This window comes from Cypionkella sp. TWP1-2-1b2 (assembly GCF_049896245.1).
Classification (GTDB): domain Bacteria; phylum Pseudomonadota; class Alphaproteobacteria; order Rhodobacterales; family Rhodobacteraceae; genus Cypionkella.
Genome location: NZ_JAFCTX010000009.1, coordinates 17706 through 33436 on the forward strand (window position 1 = coordinate 17706; position 15731 = coordinate 33436).

At 62.0% G+C, this 15731-nt stretch carries 13 protein-coding genes; 3 read left to right on the plus strand and 10 right to left on the minus strand.

Translation table 11 applies throughout. The features are described 5' to 3' along the window. Positions 1-264: 264 nt before the first annotated feature. Positions 265-1239, minus strand: coding sequence for a methylmalonyl Co-A mutase-associated GTPase MeaB (meaB, locus tag ACP7AP_RS07735; RefSeq protein WP_426033626.1), 975 nt, complete (start codon positions 1237-1239; stop codon positions 265-267). Positions 1240-1504: 265 nt separating this feature from the next. On the opposite strand from meaB, the gene hrpB reads away from it, so the two are divergent. Then, complete coding sequence (hrpB, locus tag ACP7AP_RS07740) at positions 1505-3931, plus strand: ATP-dependent helicase HrpB (protein ID WP_426033627.1); 2427 nt, start codon at positions 1505-1507, stop codon at positions 3929-3931. Between the two features lie 117 nt (positions 3932-4048). On the opposite strand, the gene ACP7AP_RS07745 is transcribed toward hrpB, so the two are convergent. After that, entirely contained in the window at positions 4049-4750 is a 702-nt protein-coding gene (locus ACP7AP_RS07745) for a hypothetical protein (RefSeq protein WP_426033628.1), read from the minus strand. Between the two features lie 320 nt (positions 4751-5070). Between ACP7AP_RS07745 and ACP7AP_RS07750 the strand changes: the two genes are divergently transcribed. Further along, a complete protein-coding gene (locus tag ACP7AP_RS07750; protein ID WP_426033629.1) occupies positions 5071-5859 on the plus strand; it encodes a peptidoglycan-binding domain-containing protein in 789 nt (262 codons plus the stop codon). A 97-nt stretch (positions 5860-5956) separates the two neighbouring features. Here ACP7AP_RS07750 and ACP7AP_RS07755 read toward each other — a convergent pair whose 3' ends face one another. Then, positions 5957-7192: a urate hydroxylase PuuD gene (locus ACP7AP_RS07755; RefSeq protein ID WP_426033630.1), complete on the minus strand. Its 1236-nt coding sequence runs from the start codon at positions 7190-7192 to the stop codon at positions 5957-5959. 111 nt (positions 7193-7303) lie between these two features. Between ACP7AP_RS07755 and ACP7AP_RS07760 the strand changes: the two genes are divergently transcribed. Then, positions 7304-8242: a LysR substrate-binding domain-containing protein gene (locus ACP7AP_RS07760; RefSeq protein ID WP_426033631.1), complete on the plus strand. Its 939-nt coding sequence runs from the start codon at positions 7304-7306 to the stop codon at positions 8240-8242. 135 nt (positions 8243-8377) lie between these two features. Here the strand turns inward: ACP7AP_RS07760 and ACP7AP_RS07765 are convergent, their stop codons facing one another. The 7 genes from ACP7AP_RS07765 to ACP7AP_RS07795 form a co-directional block, all read right to left on the minus strand. Further along, positions 8378-9142 carry an SDR family NAD(P)-dependent oxidoreductase gene (locus tag ACP7AP_RS07765; RefSeq protein WP_426033632.1) on the minus strand — a complete coding sequence of 255 codons (765 nt, stop codon included), beginning with the start codon at positions 9140-9142 and terminating at the stop codon, positions 8378-8380. Positions 9143-9245: 103 nt separating this feature from the next. Beyond that, positions 9246-10304, minus strand: coding sequence for a dipeptidase (locus ACP7AP_RS07770; RefSeq protein ID WP_426033633.1), 1059 nt, complete (start codon positions 10302-10304; stop codon positions 9246-9248). A gap of 94 nt (positions 10305-10398) precedes the next feature. Beyond that, the gene (locus ACP7AP_RS07775) at positions 10399-11151 is read right to left on the minus strand and encodes an ABC transporter ATP-binding protein (RefSeq protein ID WP_426033732.1); all 753 of its coding nucleotides are present in this window, start codon (positions 11149-11151) and stop codon (positions 10399-10401) included. Then, a complete protein-coding gene (locus ACP7AP_RS07780) occupies positions 11148-11978 on the minus strand; it encodes an ABC transporter ATP-binding protein (protein ID WP_426033634.1) in 831 nt (276 codons plus the stop codon). The genes ACP7AP_RS07775 and ACP7AP_RS07780 overlap by 4 nt, the downstream gene beginning before the upstream one ends. After that, positions 11975-12880: a nickel transporter permease gene (nikC, locus tag ACP7AP_RS07785; RefSeq protein ID WP_426033635.1), complete on the minus strand. Its 906-nt coding sequence runs from the start codon at positions 12878-12880 to the stop codon at positions 11975-11977. The genes ACP7AP_RS07780 and nikC overlap by 4 nt, the downstream gene beginning before the upstream one ends. After that, entirely contained in the window at positions 12877-13935 is a 1059-nt protein-coding gene (locus ACP7AP_RS07790) for an ABC transporter permease (RefSeq protein WP_426033636.1), read from the minus strand. The genes nikC and ACP7AP_RS07790 overlap by 4 nt, the downstream gene beginning before the upstream one ends. A gap of 38 nt (positions 13936-13973) precedes the next feature. Beyond that, entirely contained in the window at positions 13974-15584 is a 1611-nt protein-coding gene (locus ACP7AP_RS07795) for an ABC transporter substrate-binding protein (protein ID WP_426033637.1), read from the minus strand. Positions 15585-15731 lie beyond the last annotated feature (147 nt).

Consider the following 15731-nt stretch of genomic DNA (forward strand, 5'->3'; position numbering starts at 1 on the left):
AGAGATAAGTGAGACTTCGGGCCAAAATTGGACGGAAATTTCCGCAAAAGCCGCGAATTGCAGCAAAAGCGCGGCAACTTCTGGCACAGCGGGCGCGGCCTGATGGTCTATAATTTATTGAAATCGTTGTATTATGGTTGGAGACTGCCGTGGCTCAACCCCGCCGGACTGCCGCATTTTGCCCATGCGATGATCGTTAAGCGCATTTGGGCGCGAATCAAACCGCGCCGGGATGCCTTGTGCTGGTTGATCAATGCTTGGCGATCAGTTGCGGTGCAGCAAGGCCAGAATCTGAGTTGCGGCGGCCTCAGGCGTGCAGTGGCCTTCTGCGACGGCACGACCCTGTGCCGCGACGATGCCCTTGATCGGCTCTTGCTCGAGCACCGCGAGCAAGCCACGCCGCAATTCCTCTTTGAACCAATGCTGCGCCTGCTGGCCGCGCCGCACAGCCCAATGGCCCTGCGCGCGCCGCCAGTCGGCCAGAACCTGCATCTCGGCCCAAGCCGTTGCCAGCCCAGCCTGTTCCAGCGCCGAGACGGTCATCGCTTTGGGATAACCGACCGGGTCTTGCGGGCGTTTGCGCAGCAGCCGCAAAGCCCCTGCATAATCAGCGCAGGTCCGCATCGCGGCGGGCTTCAGATCGCCATCGGCTTTGTTCACCAAGATCAGATCGGCCATCTCCATGATGCCGCGCTTGACACCCTGTAATTCATCGCCCCCCGCGGGGGCCAACAGCAGGATGAACAGATCGCAGAGTTCCGCCACCACGGTTTCGGATTGGCCGACGCCGACGGTTTCGATCAGGATGATGTCAAAGCCAGCGGCTTCGCAGAGCGCGACAGCCTCGCGGGTGCGCCGCGCCACGCCACCCATCTGGGCTTGGCTGGGCGAGGGCCGGATGAAGGCGAGCGGGTCGCGGGCAAGGTGTTCCATTCGGGTTTTGTCGCCGAGGATCGACCCGCCCGAGCGGGCCGACGAGGGATCAACGGCAAGCACAGCCACCCGGCGGCCCTGCCCGGTCAGCATCAGCCCAAAGCTTTCAATGAAGGTCGATTTACCGACACCCGGCGTACCTGAAAGCCCGATGCGCAGGGCCTGTTTGGTGGTTCCCAAGGCTTGCAGCAGTTCCAACGCCTGCGCGCGATGATCGGCGCGCGCGCTTTCGACCAGCGTGATGGCGCGGGCCAGACTGCGACGGTCGCCGGCTTGCAGGCTGGGGACGAGTTGGGCAATATCCATGGCGACTCCCTTTGCCTCGGTGTGCCCGATGGCGTTGGGTTTTGCCAGCCTGACCTTGAAACAGCGGCGACCTCGGGCCCCATCGAGGGGCCACTCGGCCGCGCTGCCGCGGTATGAGTTTGCTGCGTGGCTGTTGCGGCACTGTTGGAAGCCTCCGGCGGGAGTATTTCAAAAAGAGCAACTGCAAGGGAATTGCTCTTTGCTAAATACTCATTCTTTTTTGCCGCCTGCTGGCAAAGCCGAAGCGGTTGCGGGATAAGGTCTTATGATCAGATTGCCGATAGAAGATGTGTTGGGGGAAGTGCGGGCCGCGATTGCGGCGCGCGGCATGGTGGTTTTGCAGGCGCCACCGGGGGCGGGCAAGACCACGCTGGTGCCGTTGGATTTGCTAGCCTCGGGGGAGATCACCGGGCGGATCGTCATGCTGGAGCCTCGGCGTTTGGCGGCGCGGGCGGCGGCGGAGCGGATGGCGGACACCTTGGGGGAGGCTGTTGGTGGAGTGGTGGGGTATCGGATTCGGGGCGAGGCGAAGGTTTCGCGCAGCACCCGGATTGAGGTGGTGACGGAAGGGATTTTGACCCGGATGATCCAGAGCGATCCGGGGCTTACGGGGGTAGGCGCGCTGATCTTTGACGAGTTTCATGAGCGCAGTTTGAGTGCCGATCTGGGGTTGGCTTTGGCGTTGGAAATTCGCGGGGCGCTGCGGGACGATCTGGTTCTGCTGGTGATGTCGGCGACGTTGGATGCGGGTCCGGTGGCGGCGCTGATGGGCGATGCCCCGGTGGTGACCTCGATGGGGCGGGCTTACCCGGTGGAGACGCGGTGGCTGGGGCGGAGCCCTGATGCCTCGCTGCGGTTTGAGGCCGGGGTGGCGGGTTTGGTGCGGCAGGCGGTGGAGGAAACGACGGGCGGGGTGTTGGTGTTTCTGCCGGGTGAGGGGGAAATCCGGCGGGTTGAGGCGATGCTGGCGGGCTTGCCGGGGTGTGAGGTGCGCACCCTGTTTGGCGCGATGGAGTTTGCGGCGCAACGGGCAGCTTTGGGGCCAGCGGTGGGTCGCAAGGTGGTTTTGGCAACCTCGATTGCCGAAACCTCGCTGACCATCCCCGACATTCGGGTGGTTGTGGATGGCGGGCGGGCGCGGCGGGCGCGGTTTGATCCGAATTCTGGCATGTCGCGGTTGGTGACCGAGCGGGTGACCAAGGCGGAGGCGGAGCAACGGCGCGGGCGAGCGGGGCGGGTGGCTGCGGGGGTGTGCTATCGGTATTGGACTCGCGGTGAGGAAGGCGGGCTTGCGGCCTATCCTCCGGCAGAGATTGAGGCGGCGGATTTGACCGGGCTGGCGTTGGAGCTGGCGTTGTGGGGCGGTGATGTCGGGTTTCTGACAGCACCGAATGTCGGGGCGATGGCCGAGGCACGGTCGCTGTTGGAGGGGTTGGGGGCGCTGTCGGGTGGGCGTATCACGCCGCATGGCCGGGTGCTGGCGGCGCTGCCGTTGCATCCACGGCTCGCGCATATGTTGGCGGTGGCGGGGCCGGAGGCAGCGGTGTTGGCGGCGGTGTTGGGCGAGCGGGATGTGCTGAAGGGGGCACCGCCAGATTTGGCCTTGCGGGTGGCGGCGGTGACGGATCTGCGGCGGTTCGAGGCTGCGCATCCTTGGCCGGTTTTGCGCCCGGTGGTGGAGCGGGTGAAGCTGGAGGCGCGGCGGTTGGCGCGGGCCGCTGCAGGGCCGGATGCGGGCTATAGCTTGGCGCAGATGGCGGCGCTGGCTTACCCGGATCGGGTGGGGTTGCGGCGCAAGGGGGATGCTCCGCGCTGGGTGCTGTCGGGCGGCAAGGGGGCGGTGATGGCGGCTGGCGTGCCGCTGGCCGGGGCGCGGTTGATCGTGGCGACGGATTTGGACGGCGATGCGCGCGAGGCCGGGGTGCGGCAGGCGGTGAGCATCAGTGAGGCAGAGTTGCGGGCGGTTTTCGGGGCGAAGATTGAATGGCACGAGGTGTGCTTTTGGTCGAAGCGGGAAGGCCGGGTGCTGGCGCGGCGACAGGAGTGTTTCGGGGCGCTGGTGCTGGCGGATCTGCATTGGGATGCGCCTGCAGAGGCGGTGGCGCGGGCGGCGTTGGAGGGGATGCGGCTGAATGGGTTGCATTTCACGGCTGCGGCGCGGCGGTTGCGGGCTCGGGTGGAACTGGCGCGGGGCAGTGGGGATGCGTGGCCGGATTTCAGCGATCAGGGCTTGCTGGATTCTGCGGAGGATTGGTTGCTGCCGCATCTTACGGGGGTGCGGACGGAGGCGGATTTGCGTGGGTTTGATTTGACCGAGGCGTTGAAGGCGCGGCTGTCGTGGCAGCAGGTGGCCAACTTGGATAAACTGGTGCCGGGGGCGTTTGAGACGCCTTTAGGGCGGCGGGTGCCGATTGATTATGACGGCGCGGTGCCGGGGATTGAGGTGCGCTTGCAGGAGATGTTTGGGGTTGTGGTGCATCCGGTGGTGGGTTTGAGCCAGCAGCCGCTGCGGGTGGTTTTGACCTCGCCGGGGCAGAAGACGATACAGGTGACGATGGATCTGCCGGGGTTCTGGAAATCATCCTATGCCGACGTGAGGAAGGATATGCGGGGGCAGTATCCGCGGCATCCCTGGCCGGAGGACCCGACGGTTGCGGAACCGACCTTGCGGGCCAAGCCTCGGGGGACTTGAGGGGCGGTCCCGCGTTGGGACCGGCTTGTGCGTTGTGTGATTTCAATGGGTTACATGGCGGCGTTAAGGGGGTGTTAAGGATTGGGGGGAAGAGAGATAGCCGGGTGTGCTTTGCGCCTAAGACGTCGGCTTCGGTCGGCAGCCGGAGAGTTTTGGCGGAGCGGCGAGAGCTTTGGGGCGTTCATCCGTTACATCGAGGCAATAGGCGACCTCGCGCATACGTTCGGCGACTTGTCGGAAATAGCTAGGCGCGTCAGCCGGATCGGGCGGGAAGTATAGTGCGGCCGTAAGGCGGATGCGATCGTCGGGTGGGTAGGTTGCACAAACAACGCAGAGCAAAATGTGTTCGACATCATCCCTTTGGCTGCATCTAACCCTGAAGCCCGCCGCCGGATCAAAGGGGACGTAAGTAAAACTCTTTGCTGTAACCACCGGAGAGCCATAAATTCGGTAGTCTGAAAGATTGAACTTCGATGGCAAGCGATCTGGTCCAAGCAGCACTTCGCCTTTATAAGATGCCGCGACAAAATCTGCCCCCGACTGAAAGGTAAGTTCTATATGAACCACCGCATCTTGGAGGATGGGATCGGTACTCAGTATGGCTTCGATCCAGTCAATCTCTCGCACGGCGATGAAAGGCGTGTCACTTTCCATGGTGGCGGGCCGTTCGCCCAGCCAAAAAACGCGCGTCGACAGTTCTACCGTCTGCGCGACGAGTGGTGACGCAAGAACGGTTATGCAAACACAAAGCTGGAGCAATCGACTGATCACTGTTTGCATCCCCACAACACTACCGTCGACGACTTTGGCACTTATCATCCGTTGAGCCTAGAAAGCACACTTAGATTTGGCATCCGGTGCAACGGACGAGAAGCGCTCCACTGGAGCGTTTCATTTTTGTCCGGGACGGGGGTTCGGACGTTGCGCTTGTTGTTATCGGTAAGAGCCTCCGGCGGGGATATTTGAGCAGAGAGGATGAACCGGGTTGGGGCTGGTGAACTCGGAGGCACCGCTTTCGTGACTGCGGGATCGGCGTCGCCGCTGCCGCGCAAATCTATTTGCAACCGTTTGGCGTCTCGCGGGTTGTCTTTGCGATGAGCGGGGGCCTCAGCGGCCTTCTGAGCGAAAGGGTGATGATCATGCGGAATGTTGTTTTGCCGATGGTGCTGGTGGCGAGCCTTGCAGGGGCGGCTCCGGTGCAGGCGCAGACGGATTTGGGTGATGTGGTCTCGGGCATTGCGCAGTCTTTGATCGCGCAGGAGGTCGACAAGCGGGCCTATCTGGAGGCGCAAAGATTGAACACCGTGCAGGGGTATCGCAGCTATCTGGCGCAGTATCCGAAGGGGATTTATCGGGTTAATGCCAAGAGGGCTTTGGTGAAGTTGGGGGCTACGGTTGAGCCCTTTCCGACCACGCCGCTGCCGGGCAATCCGCCTGCGGGGGCGTCTGCGGCGCAGGTTGAGGCCTCGCTGGGCTTAAGCCGGGCGCAGCGGGTTTTGATTCAGAAGCAGCTTTCAGCGGTCGGCTATCCGACCGGGGTGGCGGATGGGCTGTGGGGGTCGAAGACTCGCGGCGCGATCAGCCAGTGGCAGAAGAAGAACAAGCTGACGGCGACGGGCTATGTGACGGCGAGGCAGGTGAATTTGCTCGCCGAGCAGTCTGGGGGCAGCGTTGGTCCGACGCCGACGGAGCCTTCTGTGGGAGACGATGTGTTGGAAGAACGCCTGCTGGGGCTTACGCAGGATGAGCGGCGCGAGGTGCAGCGGCGGCTGACCGCGCTGGGGTATAACACCTATGGCGTCGATGGCGATCTGGGCGCGAATTCGCGGCGGGCAATGGCTGCTTGGCAGCGCGATGAGAACCAACGGGCGAGCGGCTATCTGACCGCCGATCAGCTGCGGCTGCTGCGGCGGCAGTCGGGGGGTTGATGGCCGCTCGCCCGCGCGCGGCGTTGCTTTCAAACGCTTTAGGCCCCGGCGCGGGCCCGGGGCGGGTTTGACGGGCTGCAGTGCGTCTTAATGCGTGTCAGCTGCTTTGGCCGCCCTGCCCTGCGGATTGGAACCAGCGGCGGATGGTGTCGCGCTCGGGGTCTTCCATGTAGCTGAGGTTGGCGGGCGGCATGGCGTGGGTGAGACCGGCTTGCAGGTAGATACGTTTGGCTTCCGCTGCGATTTGGGCGGGGGTCTCCAAGACGACGCCTTTCGGGGGCCAGTAGATGCCCTCGTAGGTGGGCTCGGCGGCGTGGCACATTGAGCAGCGGCCTTGGATGATGTAGACGACATCGTCGAAGCCTTGAGCGCTGGCGTAGGTTAGGGCTTCGGGGTTTAGCGCGGCTTCTTCGGGGCGGTGGCGCATCGGCGCGGTGGATAGCCATGCGATGATCAGGAAGATCACGGCGGTCGCGAACCATGTCCAGTGCGGGTTGCCGCGGCGTGCGTGTTTGGTGTTGAACCAGTGGCGGATGGTGACGCCCATCAGGAACACGAGGGAGGCTATCATCCAGTTGTATTCTGTGGCGAACACCAAGGGGTAGTGGTTGGACAGCATCAGGAACAATACCGGGAGTGTCAGGTAGTTGTTGTGGGTGCTGCGCTGTTTGGCGATCTTGCCGTATTTTGGGTCGGGGGTGCGGCCGGCTTTCAGGTCTGCGACCACGATGCGCTGGTTGGGCATGATGATCATGAACACGTTGGCCGACATGATGGTGGCGGTGAAGGCTCCGAGATGCAGCAGGGCCGCGCGGCCGGAAAAGACTTGCGTGTAGCCCCAGGCCATGCCGACGAGGATGATGTAGAGGCCGATCATCAGGCGGGTGTTGTCGTCGCCAAAGCGGCTTTTGCAGATCAGATCGTAGGCGATCCAGCCGAAGGCGAGGGAGGCAAGCGATATGGCGATGGCTTGGGTTTGGCTGAGGTCGGCTATCGCGGGGTCGATCAGGTAGAGATTGGCACCAAGGTAATAGACCAGAAACAGCATGGCGAAACCGGAGAGCCATGTGCTGTAGCTTTCCCATTTGAACCAGGTGAGGTGTTCGGGCAGCAGTTCGGGGGCGACGAGGTATTTCTGGATGTGGTAGAAGCCGCCGCCGTGGACTTGCCATTCTTCGCCATGCGCGAGCGGTGGCAGGCTGGGGGTTTTGCGCAGGCCGAGGTCGAGGGCGATGAAGTAGAAGGATGAGCCGATCCACGCCATCGCGGTGGTGACATGCAGCCAGCGCACGGCAAGTTCGACCCATTCCCACAGCACAACCCAGTCATACATCCGCAGTCTCCTGTTTGTGCTCAGCTATTGGCGTTTTCACTAAGCTATACTGGCGGGCATTGATCTGTTAATCCTGAAAAACCGGGGAATACTTTCAAGATCGGCGCGAAAATGTCCTATGTCAACACGATCAAGATGTTTGTGCGGGTGTATGAGTTGGGAAGCATGTCGGCGGCGGCGCGCGATCAGCGCACCTCGCCTGCTGTCGCCTCTGCGCGGATTTCGGAATTGGAAAAGCATTTGGGGGTAAGGCTGTTTTCGCGCACCACGCGCAGTTTGCAGCCGACCGAGAACGGGCGGATTTTCTTTGAGGGCGCGAAGAAGGTCTTGGAAGCCATCGACGAGGCTGAAGCGGCGGTGATGGATGTGACGCAGAACCCGCGCGGGACGATCTTTGTGTCGGCTCCGCTTGGGGTGGGGCGGCGGTTTATCGCACCGCATGTGCCTGTTTTCAAAGATATTTATCCGCAGATTGATGTGCGGTTGCGGCTGTCGGACCGGATCATTGATGTGACCGCCGAAGGGCTGGATGTGGCGTTTCATCTGGGGATTCTGGAGGATTCGACGCTGAAGGTGCGGTTGATCGCCGATTGCCCGCGGGTGCTCTGTGCCGCCCCGGCCTATATCGCGCGGCGGGGGATGCCGTTGGATGGCGCGGCTTTGGTGGGCGATAAGCACGAGTGCCTGAACCTGCGGTTTCCGGGGGCGAAGGAATTTCAATGGGCGTTGCAGACCCCCGACGGCGTGCGGCGCTATGAGATCACCGGGCCGTTTGAGAGCGATGATGGCGATGTGTTGACCGGCTGGGCTTTGGATGGGCGCGGCATCGTGATGAAGCCGGTGTTTGAGGTGGCGGATCATTTGCGCTCGGGCGCGCTGGTGCCGGTGGCTGTGGCGACGCCGCCATTGCCGACGCAGCTTTCCAGTCTGTCGCAGCATCGCCGGTTGAAGGACCCGAAGGTGAAGTTGTTCACCGATTTCATGGCGGCGCATGTGCGGGACGCGGTGCGCGGGGCGATTGAGGGGCGTTCGGTAGCAATCGCGGGGTGAACCCCGCCCTACACGGTTTGATTTAGGCTTCGCGAAGTCAGCGCGGAGCGATGGAGGGGGGCTCTGGTTGAGACGTGCGCCTCCGTCGGGAGTATTTGGGCCAGTCTGAAAGCAAATTCTAGGTGAATTTAGGCGTTAGGTTTCATAGGGCCAATTGGCTTGGCTGAAGGCTCCGCCGTCGACCCAGAGGGTTTGGCCTGTGACAAAGGCAGCGGCTTCGGAGATCAGGAACAGCAGCGGGCCTGTTAGATCTTGCGGGGTGCCGACTCGGCGCAGGGGTGTGACGCGGGCCCAGGTGGCGTCGTAATCGGGAGCCTCGGCTGCGGTACGGGCGGTGGCGATGGCTCCGGGGGCAATGCAGTTGACGCGGATGTTGTGGGGGCCGAGTTCAACAGCGGCGACTTTGGTGAACTGCTCGATGCCGCCTTTCGAGGTGGTGTAATCGACCAGTTTCGGGAAAGCGAGTTTGTTGCAGCCAGAGCCGAGGGTGATGATAGCGCCGGGTTGGCGGGCGGCGATCATGGCGCGCGCGGCGGCTTGGGTGTTGAGGAAGGTGCCGCGCAGGTTGGTGGCGATGGTGCGGTCCCAATCCTTTGGGTCGAGGTCGAGCAGGGAGGACCAGGTTTGGATGCCTGCGTTGTTGACCATAACGCTTGGGGGGACTTTCGCCCACTCGGCGGCCTCGGCGTGGAAGCGGGCGGTTTGGGCCGCGTCCCCCGCGTCACATTCCCATGCGCGGGCGCGTTGACCTGCGGCTTCAACGGCGGTGATCAGGGTTTGGGCGGCTTCGGTTTGGTTGAGGTGGGTGAATGCTACGTCATAGCCAGCACCCGCAAGCGCGGTCACGAGGGCGTGGCCGATGGCGGAGGGGCCTGCGGTGACGAGGGCGAGTTTGGGCATGATTTGACCTTTAAGCCGGATTTCATGCACCATGCCGGAGTGCCCTTGTTAAGAAAAGAGCCTCCGGCGGGAGTATTTCAGAAAGGGCAATTTGCACAGGCAGTTAAGCTGCCCAAGTCCGATCCAACAGAGCCAGCCAGTTGTCGTAACAGAGTTTTTGCAGCAGGGCTTCGCCATAGCCATGATCAAGCATGGCTTGTTGCAGGGCAGGAAGACCCGTCACATCGCCAATGCCGTTGGGCAGGGTTGCGCCATCGAAGTCGGAGCCTAGGCCGAGATGGTCTTCGCCGAGGTGGGCGAGCAGGTGGTCGAGGTGCGCGAGGACATCTTCCCATCCCATGTCGCCCGACTGTTTGCCATCGCGGCGCAGGAAGGAGGTGGCGAAGTTGAGGCCGACCATACCGCCGCTGTCGCGGATCATCTGGAGTTGGCGGTCGGTGAGGTTGCGGCTCGAAGGCGTGATGGCGTGGGCGTTAGAATGGGTGGCGACGAGGGGGGCGTCCGTCAGGCGGGCTACGTCGTTGAAGCCAGCTTCGTTGATGTGGGAGAGGTCGATCATGATTTTCAGATCGTTACAGGCGCGGATCAGGCGTTTTCCGGCGTCGGTGAGGCCTTCGCCGGTGTCTGGGCCGGAGGGGAAAGCGAAGGGGACGCCGTGGCCGAAGATGGTGGGGCGGGACCAGACCGGGCCGAGCGAGCGCAGACCCAAGGCATGGAAGGCGTAGAGGTTATCGAGGTTTGCGTCGATGGCTTCTGCGCCCTCCATGTGCAGGATGCCGGCGATGGTGTTTGAGGCGAGGCAATCGCGGATTTGCGCGGTGGTGGTGCAGAGTTTGAATTGGCCTTTTGAGGCACGCTCCATCCACAGCATTTGGCGCGCCATCGACATGGCGACGGGCAGAGCCTCGGGCTCGGTGATCAGGGTGCCGGGGGGGAGGGAGAACGGCGGGTTTTCCATCTGCGCCATGTAGTCGGGGGCGTCGTGGGCCTCGGGCGAGGGAATGTAGATAGCGAAGAAACCAGCCTTGAAGCCACCCTTTTGCATCCGGGGCAGGTCGAGGTGGCCTTTGCCTTCACCGGTGAGCCAGATCGCTTCGCGGTTTTCGGGGTGATTGTGCAGGCGCAGCAGCAGGTCGTTGTGGCCGTCGAAGGTGGGGAACATTTTTTGGAAGCCTTTGTATTTTGGGCAAGCAGCTGGGGCGTTGCCCCAGACCCCGGGATATTTGAGCCAATGTGAAAATTGGCTTGGGGATGAGCTAGCCTTCGAGCATCCGGTCAGCGGAAGCGGCGAACAGGCTGCGGGCGTAGGGGGTTTGCATTTGGGCGGTGGCGAGGGCGTCGCGGGTCAGTTCTTCCACCGCTTTGCCATGCTGCATCACAAGGATGCGGTCGCACATGTGGTCAATCACGGCGAGGTCGTGAGAGACCATCAGGAAGGTGAGGCCGCGTTCTTGGCGGAGGCGACTGAGCAGGTTGAGGGTTTCGGCTTGGACGGAGGCGTCGAGGGCGGAGGTTGGCTCGTCGAGCAGCAGGATTTCCGGTTGCAGCATCAGGGCACGGGCGATGGCGACGCGTTGGCGTTGGCCACCCGATAGTTGGTGCGGGTAGCGGAAGCGGAAGTTGGGCGGCAGGCCCACGTCGGTGAGGGCCTTGGTGACGGCTTGGTCGGTGAGGGGCAGGCCGTGGATGGCGAGGGGCTCGGATAGGGTGCGGTCGATGGTGTGGCGGGGGTGCAGGCTGGCGTAGGGGTCTTGGAACACCATTTGCACTTTGCGCGAGAAGGCGCGGTTGTGGGTGATCGGTTGGCCGTTGATTTTTATGCTGCCGCCAGAGATTGGGGCGAGGCCGCAGATCGCGCGCAGGATGGTGGATTTGCCGGAGCCACTTTCGCCGACGAGGCCGAAGGATTCCTGGGCTTTGACATTGAGGGACACGTTTTCCACCGCGCGGACTTGGCGGCCTTGGGCGGAGAAGGTGACGGAGAGGTTTTCTATCTCGATGAGCATTATAGCGCCCAACTTGCGTCGCGGTCCAGGCTTGGCAGGGGTTCGCGCGAGCCGCCGATGCGGGGCAGGCAGTTCAAGAGGCCTTGGGTGTAGGGGTGTTTGGCGTGCATCAGGTCTTTCGCTGCAAGTTCTTCGACGACTTTGCCTTTATACATCACCAGCACGCGGTCGCAGAAGCGGGCGACGAGGCGGAGGTCGTGGCTGATGAAGATCAGGCCCATGCCGCGGGTTTTCACCAGGTTGTCGAGGATGGAGAGGACTTCGGCTTGCACGGTGACATCTAGGGCGGAGGTCGGCTCATCGGCGATCAGCAGGTCGGGGTTGGGGATCAGCATCATCGCGATCATCACGCGCTGGCCCATGCCGCCGGAAAGTTCGTGCGGATAGGCTTCCATCACCCGTTCGGGGTCGCGGATTTGCACGGCGTTGAGGGCGTCGATGGCTTTTGCATAGGCCTCGGATTTGGAGACTTTGTCGCGTTGGCGCAGGCCTTCGGTCAGTTGGCTGCCTACTTTCATCACCGGGTTAAGGGAATATTTAGGGTCTTGCATCACCATGGCGATGCGGGGGCCACGGAGGGCGCGCATCTGGGTTTCCGAGGCTTTGAGCAGGTCGATGCCGTCGAAGGTCATCTCGTCGGCCTCGATCTTGCCCGGTGGGCGGATCAGGCGCAGGACGGAGCGGCCTGTCATGGTTTTTCCGGAGCCGGATTCACCCACGATGCCGAGGCGTTCACGGTTTAGCTCGAACGACACACCGCGCACGGCTTCGACCCGGCCTGCTTCGGTGTCAAAGGTGACGCGGAGGTTTTTGACAGTTAGGAGGCTCATTTGCTGGCGCTTTTCGGATCGAGAACATCGCGGAGGCCATCACCCAGTAGGTTGAAGCCAAGGCTGACGATGAAGATGGCGAGGCCGGGCATGGTGGCGACCCACCATTGCTCGAACAGGAATTTGCGCCCTGCCGAGATCATCAGGCCCCATTCTGGCAGGGGGGGCTGCACGCCAAGCCCGAGGAAGCCGAGGCCTGCGGCGGTCAGGATGACGCCTGCCATATCTAGGGTGACGCGGATGATCACCGAGGGCAGGCACATTGGGATGACATGGCCCCAGATGATGCGGATGGGCCCGGCACCTTGCAGTTTGACAGCGGCGATGTAGTCGGAGTTGCGGACGGTGAGGGTTTCGGCGCGGGAGACGCGAGCGTAGGGGGGCCAGCTTGTGAGGGCAATGGCGAGGACGGCGTTTTCCATGCCGGGGCCGAGGACGGCGACCAAGGCCAGCGCGAGGATCAGTTTCGGGAAGGCGAGGAAAATGTCGGTGATGCGCATCAGGATGGTATCGACCCAGCCGCCGAAATAGCCTGCGACGGTGCCGATAACTAACCCTACCACCGGGGCGGTCAGGATCACCAGCAGCACGATGTAGAGGGTGATGCGGGAGCCGTAGAGGATGCGGCTGAGGATATCGCGGCCGAAATCATCGGTCCCTAAGATATTGCCGGGGGTGCCGGGGGGCAGCAGGCGGCGGGATAGTTCTTGCGTTATCGGGTCATGCGGGGCGAGGATGGGGGCGAAGATCGCGATGAAGATCAGGATGGCGGTGATCAAGAGGCCGATCATCGCGAGGGGGTTGCGGCGCAGGCGCAGCCAGCTCAGGTAAGACTGGCCGAGGCGGGATTGCATCCGCGAGGCGGGGTTGGGGTCGCGCAGCCATGTGGTGAGTGTGCTCATACCCGTGCCCTCGGATCGACGAGGCGGTAGAGCAGGTCTGACAGCATGTTAAGGCCGATATAGGCGATGCCGACGACGACGGTGCCGCCCAGAACCGCGGGCATGTCGGCGACCATCAGGGCGTCGGTGATATACGAACCTAGGCCCGGCCAGGCGAAGATGGTTTCGGTCAGCACCGCACCTTCCAAGAGGTAGGCGTAGCTGAGCGCGATCACGGTGATCAGCGGCACCATGACGTTTTTCAGCGCGTGGACCCAGATCACCCGGCGCTCTGGCATGCCTTTGACGCGGGCGGTGGTGATGTATTCCTGGCCAAGTTCATTTATCATAAAGCTGCGGGTCATTCTGCTGATATAAGCCATTGAGATATAGGCGAGAATCCCGGCGGGCAGGATGATGTGGGAAAACGCATTGGCGAACATGTCCCACCGGTTGTTCAGCGCGGTGTCCAAGAGGATCATGCCGGTGTATTGGGTGAGTTCAAAGTCGAGCGACATTTGGTAGCCTGCATCCAGCCGCCCCGGCCCGCCGACCCAGCCGAGTTGGCCGTAAAATAACAATAGCCCCATCAGGCCAAGCCAAAAAACGGGCATCGAATAGCCCATCAGGCCGATCAGGCGGGTGGATTGGTCGAAAAAGCTGCCGGGTTTGGTGGCGGCGATGACGCCAGCGGGGACGCCGAGCAGGACGCCCAGAATGGTGGCGAGGGTGGCAAGTTCCAAGGTGGCGGGGAAGCGTTGGCTGACTTCCTCCAGCACAGGCTCGCGGGTGCGGATCGAGGTGCCGAGATCGCCTTGCAGGGTGTTGCTGACATAGATGCCGAACTGCTTCCACAAAGGTTCGTTCAGGCCCAGACGCTCACGCGCTTCTTCCATCTGCGCTTCGGTGGCGCGCTCGCCGAGGATCGACAGCACCGGATCGACCGGGATCACATTGGAGATGAAAAACGTCACCATCAACAGGCCAAGAAAGGTGACAAACAGCGTGACAACCGTGCCGCCGATTTGGCGAAACAACGGAATCAGGCGCGAAGGCGGAGCGGGGGTGCTGGTCATAAAAAAACGGGCGGCCCCTTGCAGGGCCGCCCCGTGCCTTACTTGGTCACAAGCCAATACGCGGTCGAGTCAACCGCGCCACCGGTGTAGAAGCCCTTGACGTTGGCGCGCACGCCGGTCTGGCGGGCTTGCTGGAACATCACGATGAATGGTGCGGTTTCGCGGAATTTCTTCTGCAAAGCGGCGTACATTTCAACGCGTTTGGCTGGGTCTTGCTCCAACACGGCGGCTTTCGATTCCGCTGTCATCTCACCCGGATCGTAAGCGTTGCGCCAAGCCAAGTAGCCGGTGTTGTTGGCGGCATCCGAGTTGTCGGGGTTCTCGGCGAAGGTCGACGAGTTGGTGTTCGGATCGGGATAATCCGGCCCCCAGGTTTGCAGCGTGCCATCGTGCTGGCGGGCACGGTATTCTTTCAACTGCTCGGCGCCTTCGCCGACCGAAAGATCAACCTTGATGCCGGCTTGGCCGAAGGTGTTCTGGATCGACTGCGCCACATCCATCCGGTCAGCGGCGTTGCGGACTGACAACTTGATCACCGGGTCTTTGATACCGGATTCCGCGATCAGCGCCTTGGCTTTCTCGATATCCAAGGAATAGGGATTGTCATCCAGAGCGCCGAGATAGCCCGACGGCAGGAAGTTTTCATGCACCACAGCCGCGCCCTTCATGAAGGTGTCGGCCATGCCTTGGTAATCCACCGCCCAGCGCATCGCGTCAAGGAACTTGGCGTTCTTGTAGTTTTCGTTCTTCTGGTTGAACGACAGATAATAGATCTGACCGCCAACGTCTTCTTGGATCACCACATCCGCATTGCCAGCCATGCCCGCGACATCCACTGGGGTCAGGGTGCGGGCAACGTCGATATCACCTTTTTCAAGCTGCAACCGCTCGGTCGCGGCTTCTGGCACATGGGTCATGAAGACCTTGGCCATCTTGGCATCGCCGCGCCAGTAGCCGGGGCGCATCTCCAGCACATAGCCTTCGTTCGGCTTGAAGGATTTGAGCGTGTAAGCGCCCGAGCCTGCCGAATGGGTTTTCAGATATTCATTGCCAAGGTCCGAGACGCCATCGGTGACGACTTCGTTGGCCTTGACAACATCAGCATCGACGATAGAGGCCACACCCGCAGTCAAGCAGTTATAGAGGAAAGTCGGCGCGTAGGGTTTATCAACCTTGATGGTCAGCGTATCGCCCGCGCCAGTGATCATCGCATCGACGGTTTCTGCCGTCCACCCGAACTGGTTCAGGATAAACGCCGGGGTTTTGTTCAGCTTGACCGCGCGTTGCAGCGAATAGGCGGCAGCTTCTGCGGTTACCGGATTGCCGGATGAGAAGGTCACGCCAGCCTTCATCTTGAACGTATAGGTCAGGCCATCTTCGGCCACCGACCAGCTTTCAGCCAGACCGGGTTCGGTTTGCAGCGTGGTTGGGTTGATTTCAACCAGACCGTCATAGGTGTTGTTGACCACGTCGAGGCCGGAGAACTCATAGGCCTCATGCGGGTCCAGCGACACGATATCGTCGATGGCCCCCGCCAGCACCAGCGTATCGGCTGGGGTTTCGGCCATAAGGGCAGCGGGGGCGGTGCCCAGCATCAAAGCCGCAATCGCAACAGCGCCCACGCGGCGCAGCGTCGGTTCAAGTAGCATGACAAACTCCCTGTTTTATCATCGTTTTTTCATTGCCGTCCCGAGTCTCTTTGAGCCTTGGGGTGTTTCCTGACCGATTGGGCAACTTTCATACGGGCTTGTCAACAGCGGCTTGCGGCGTGAAACTGGACAGTGCGGGCAGTTTCA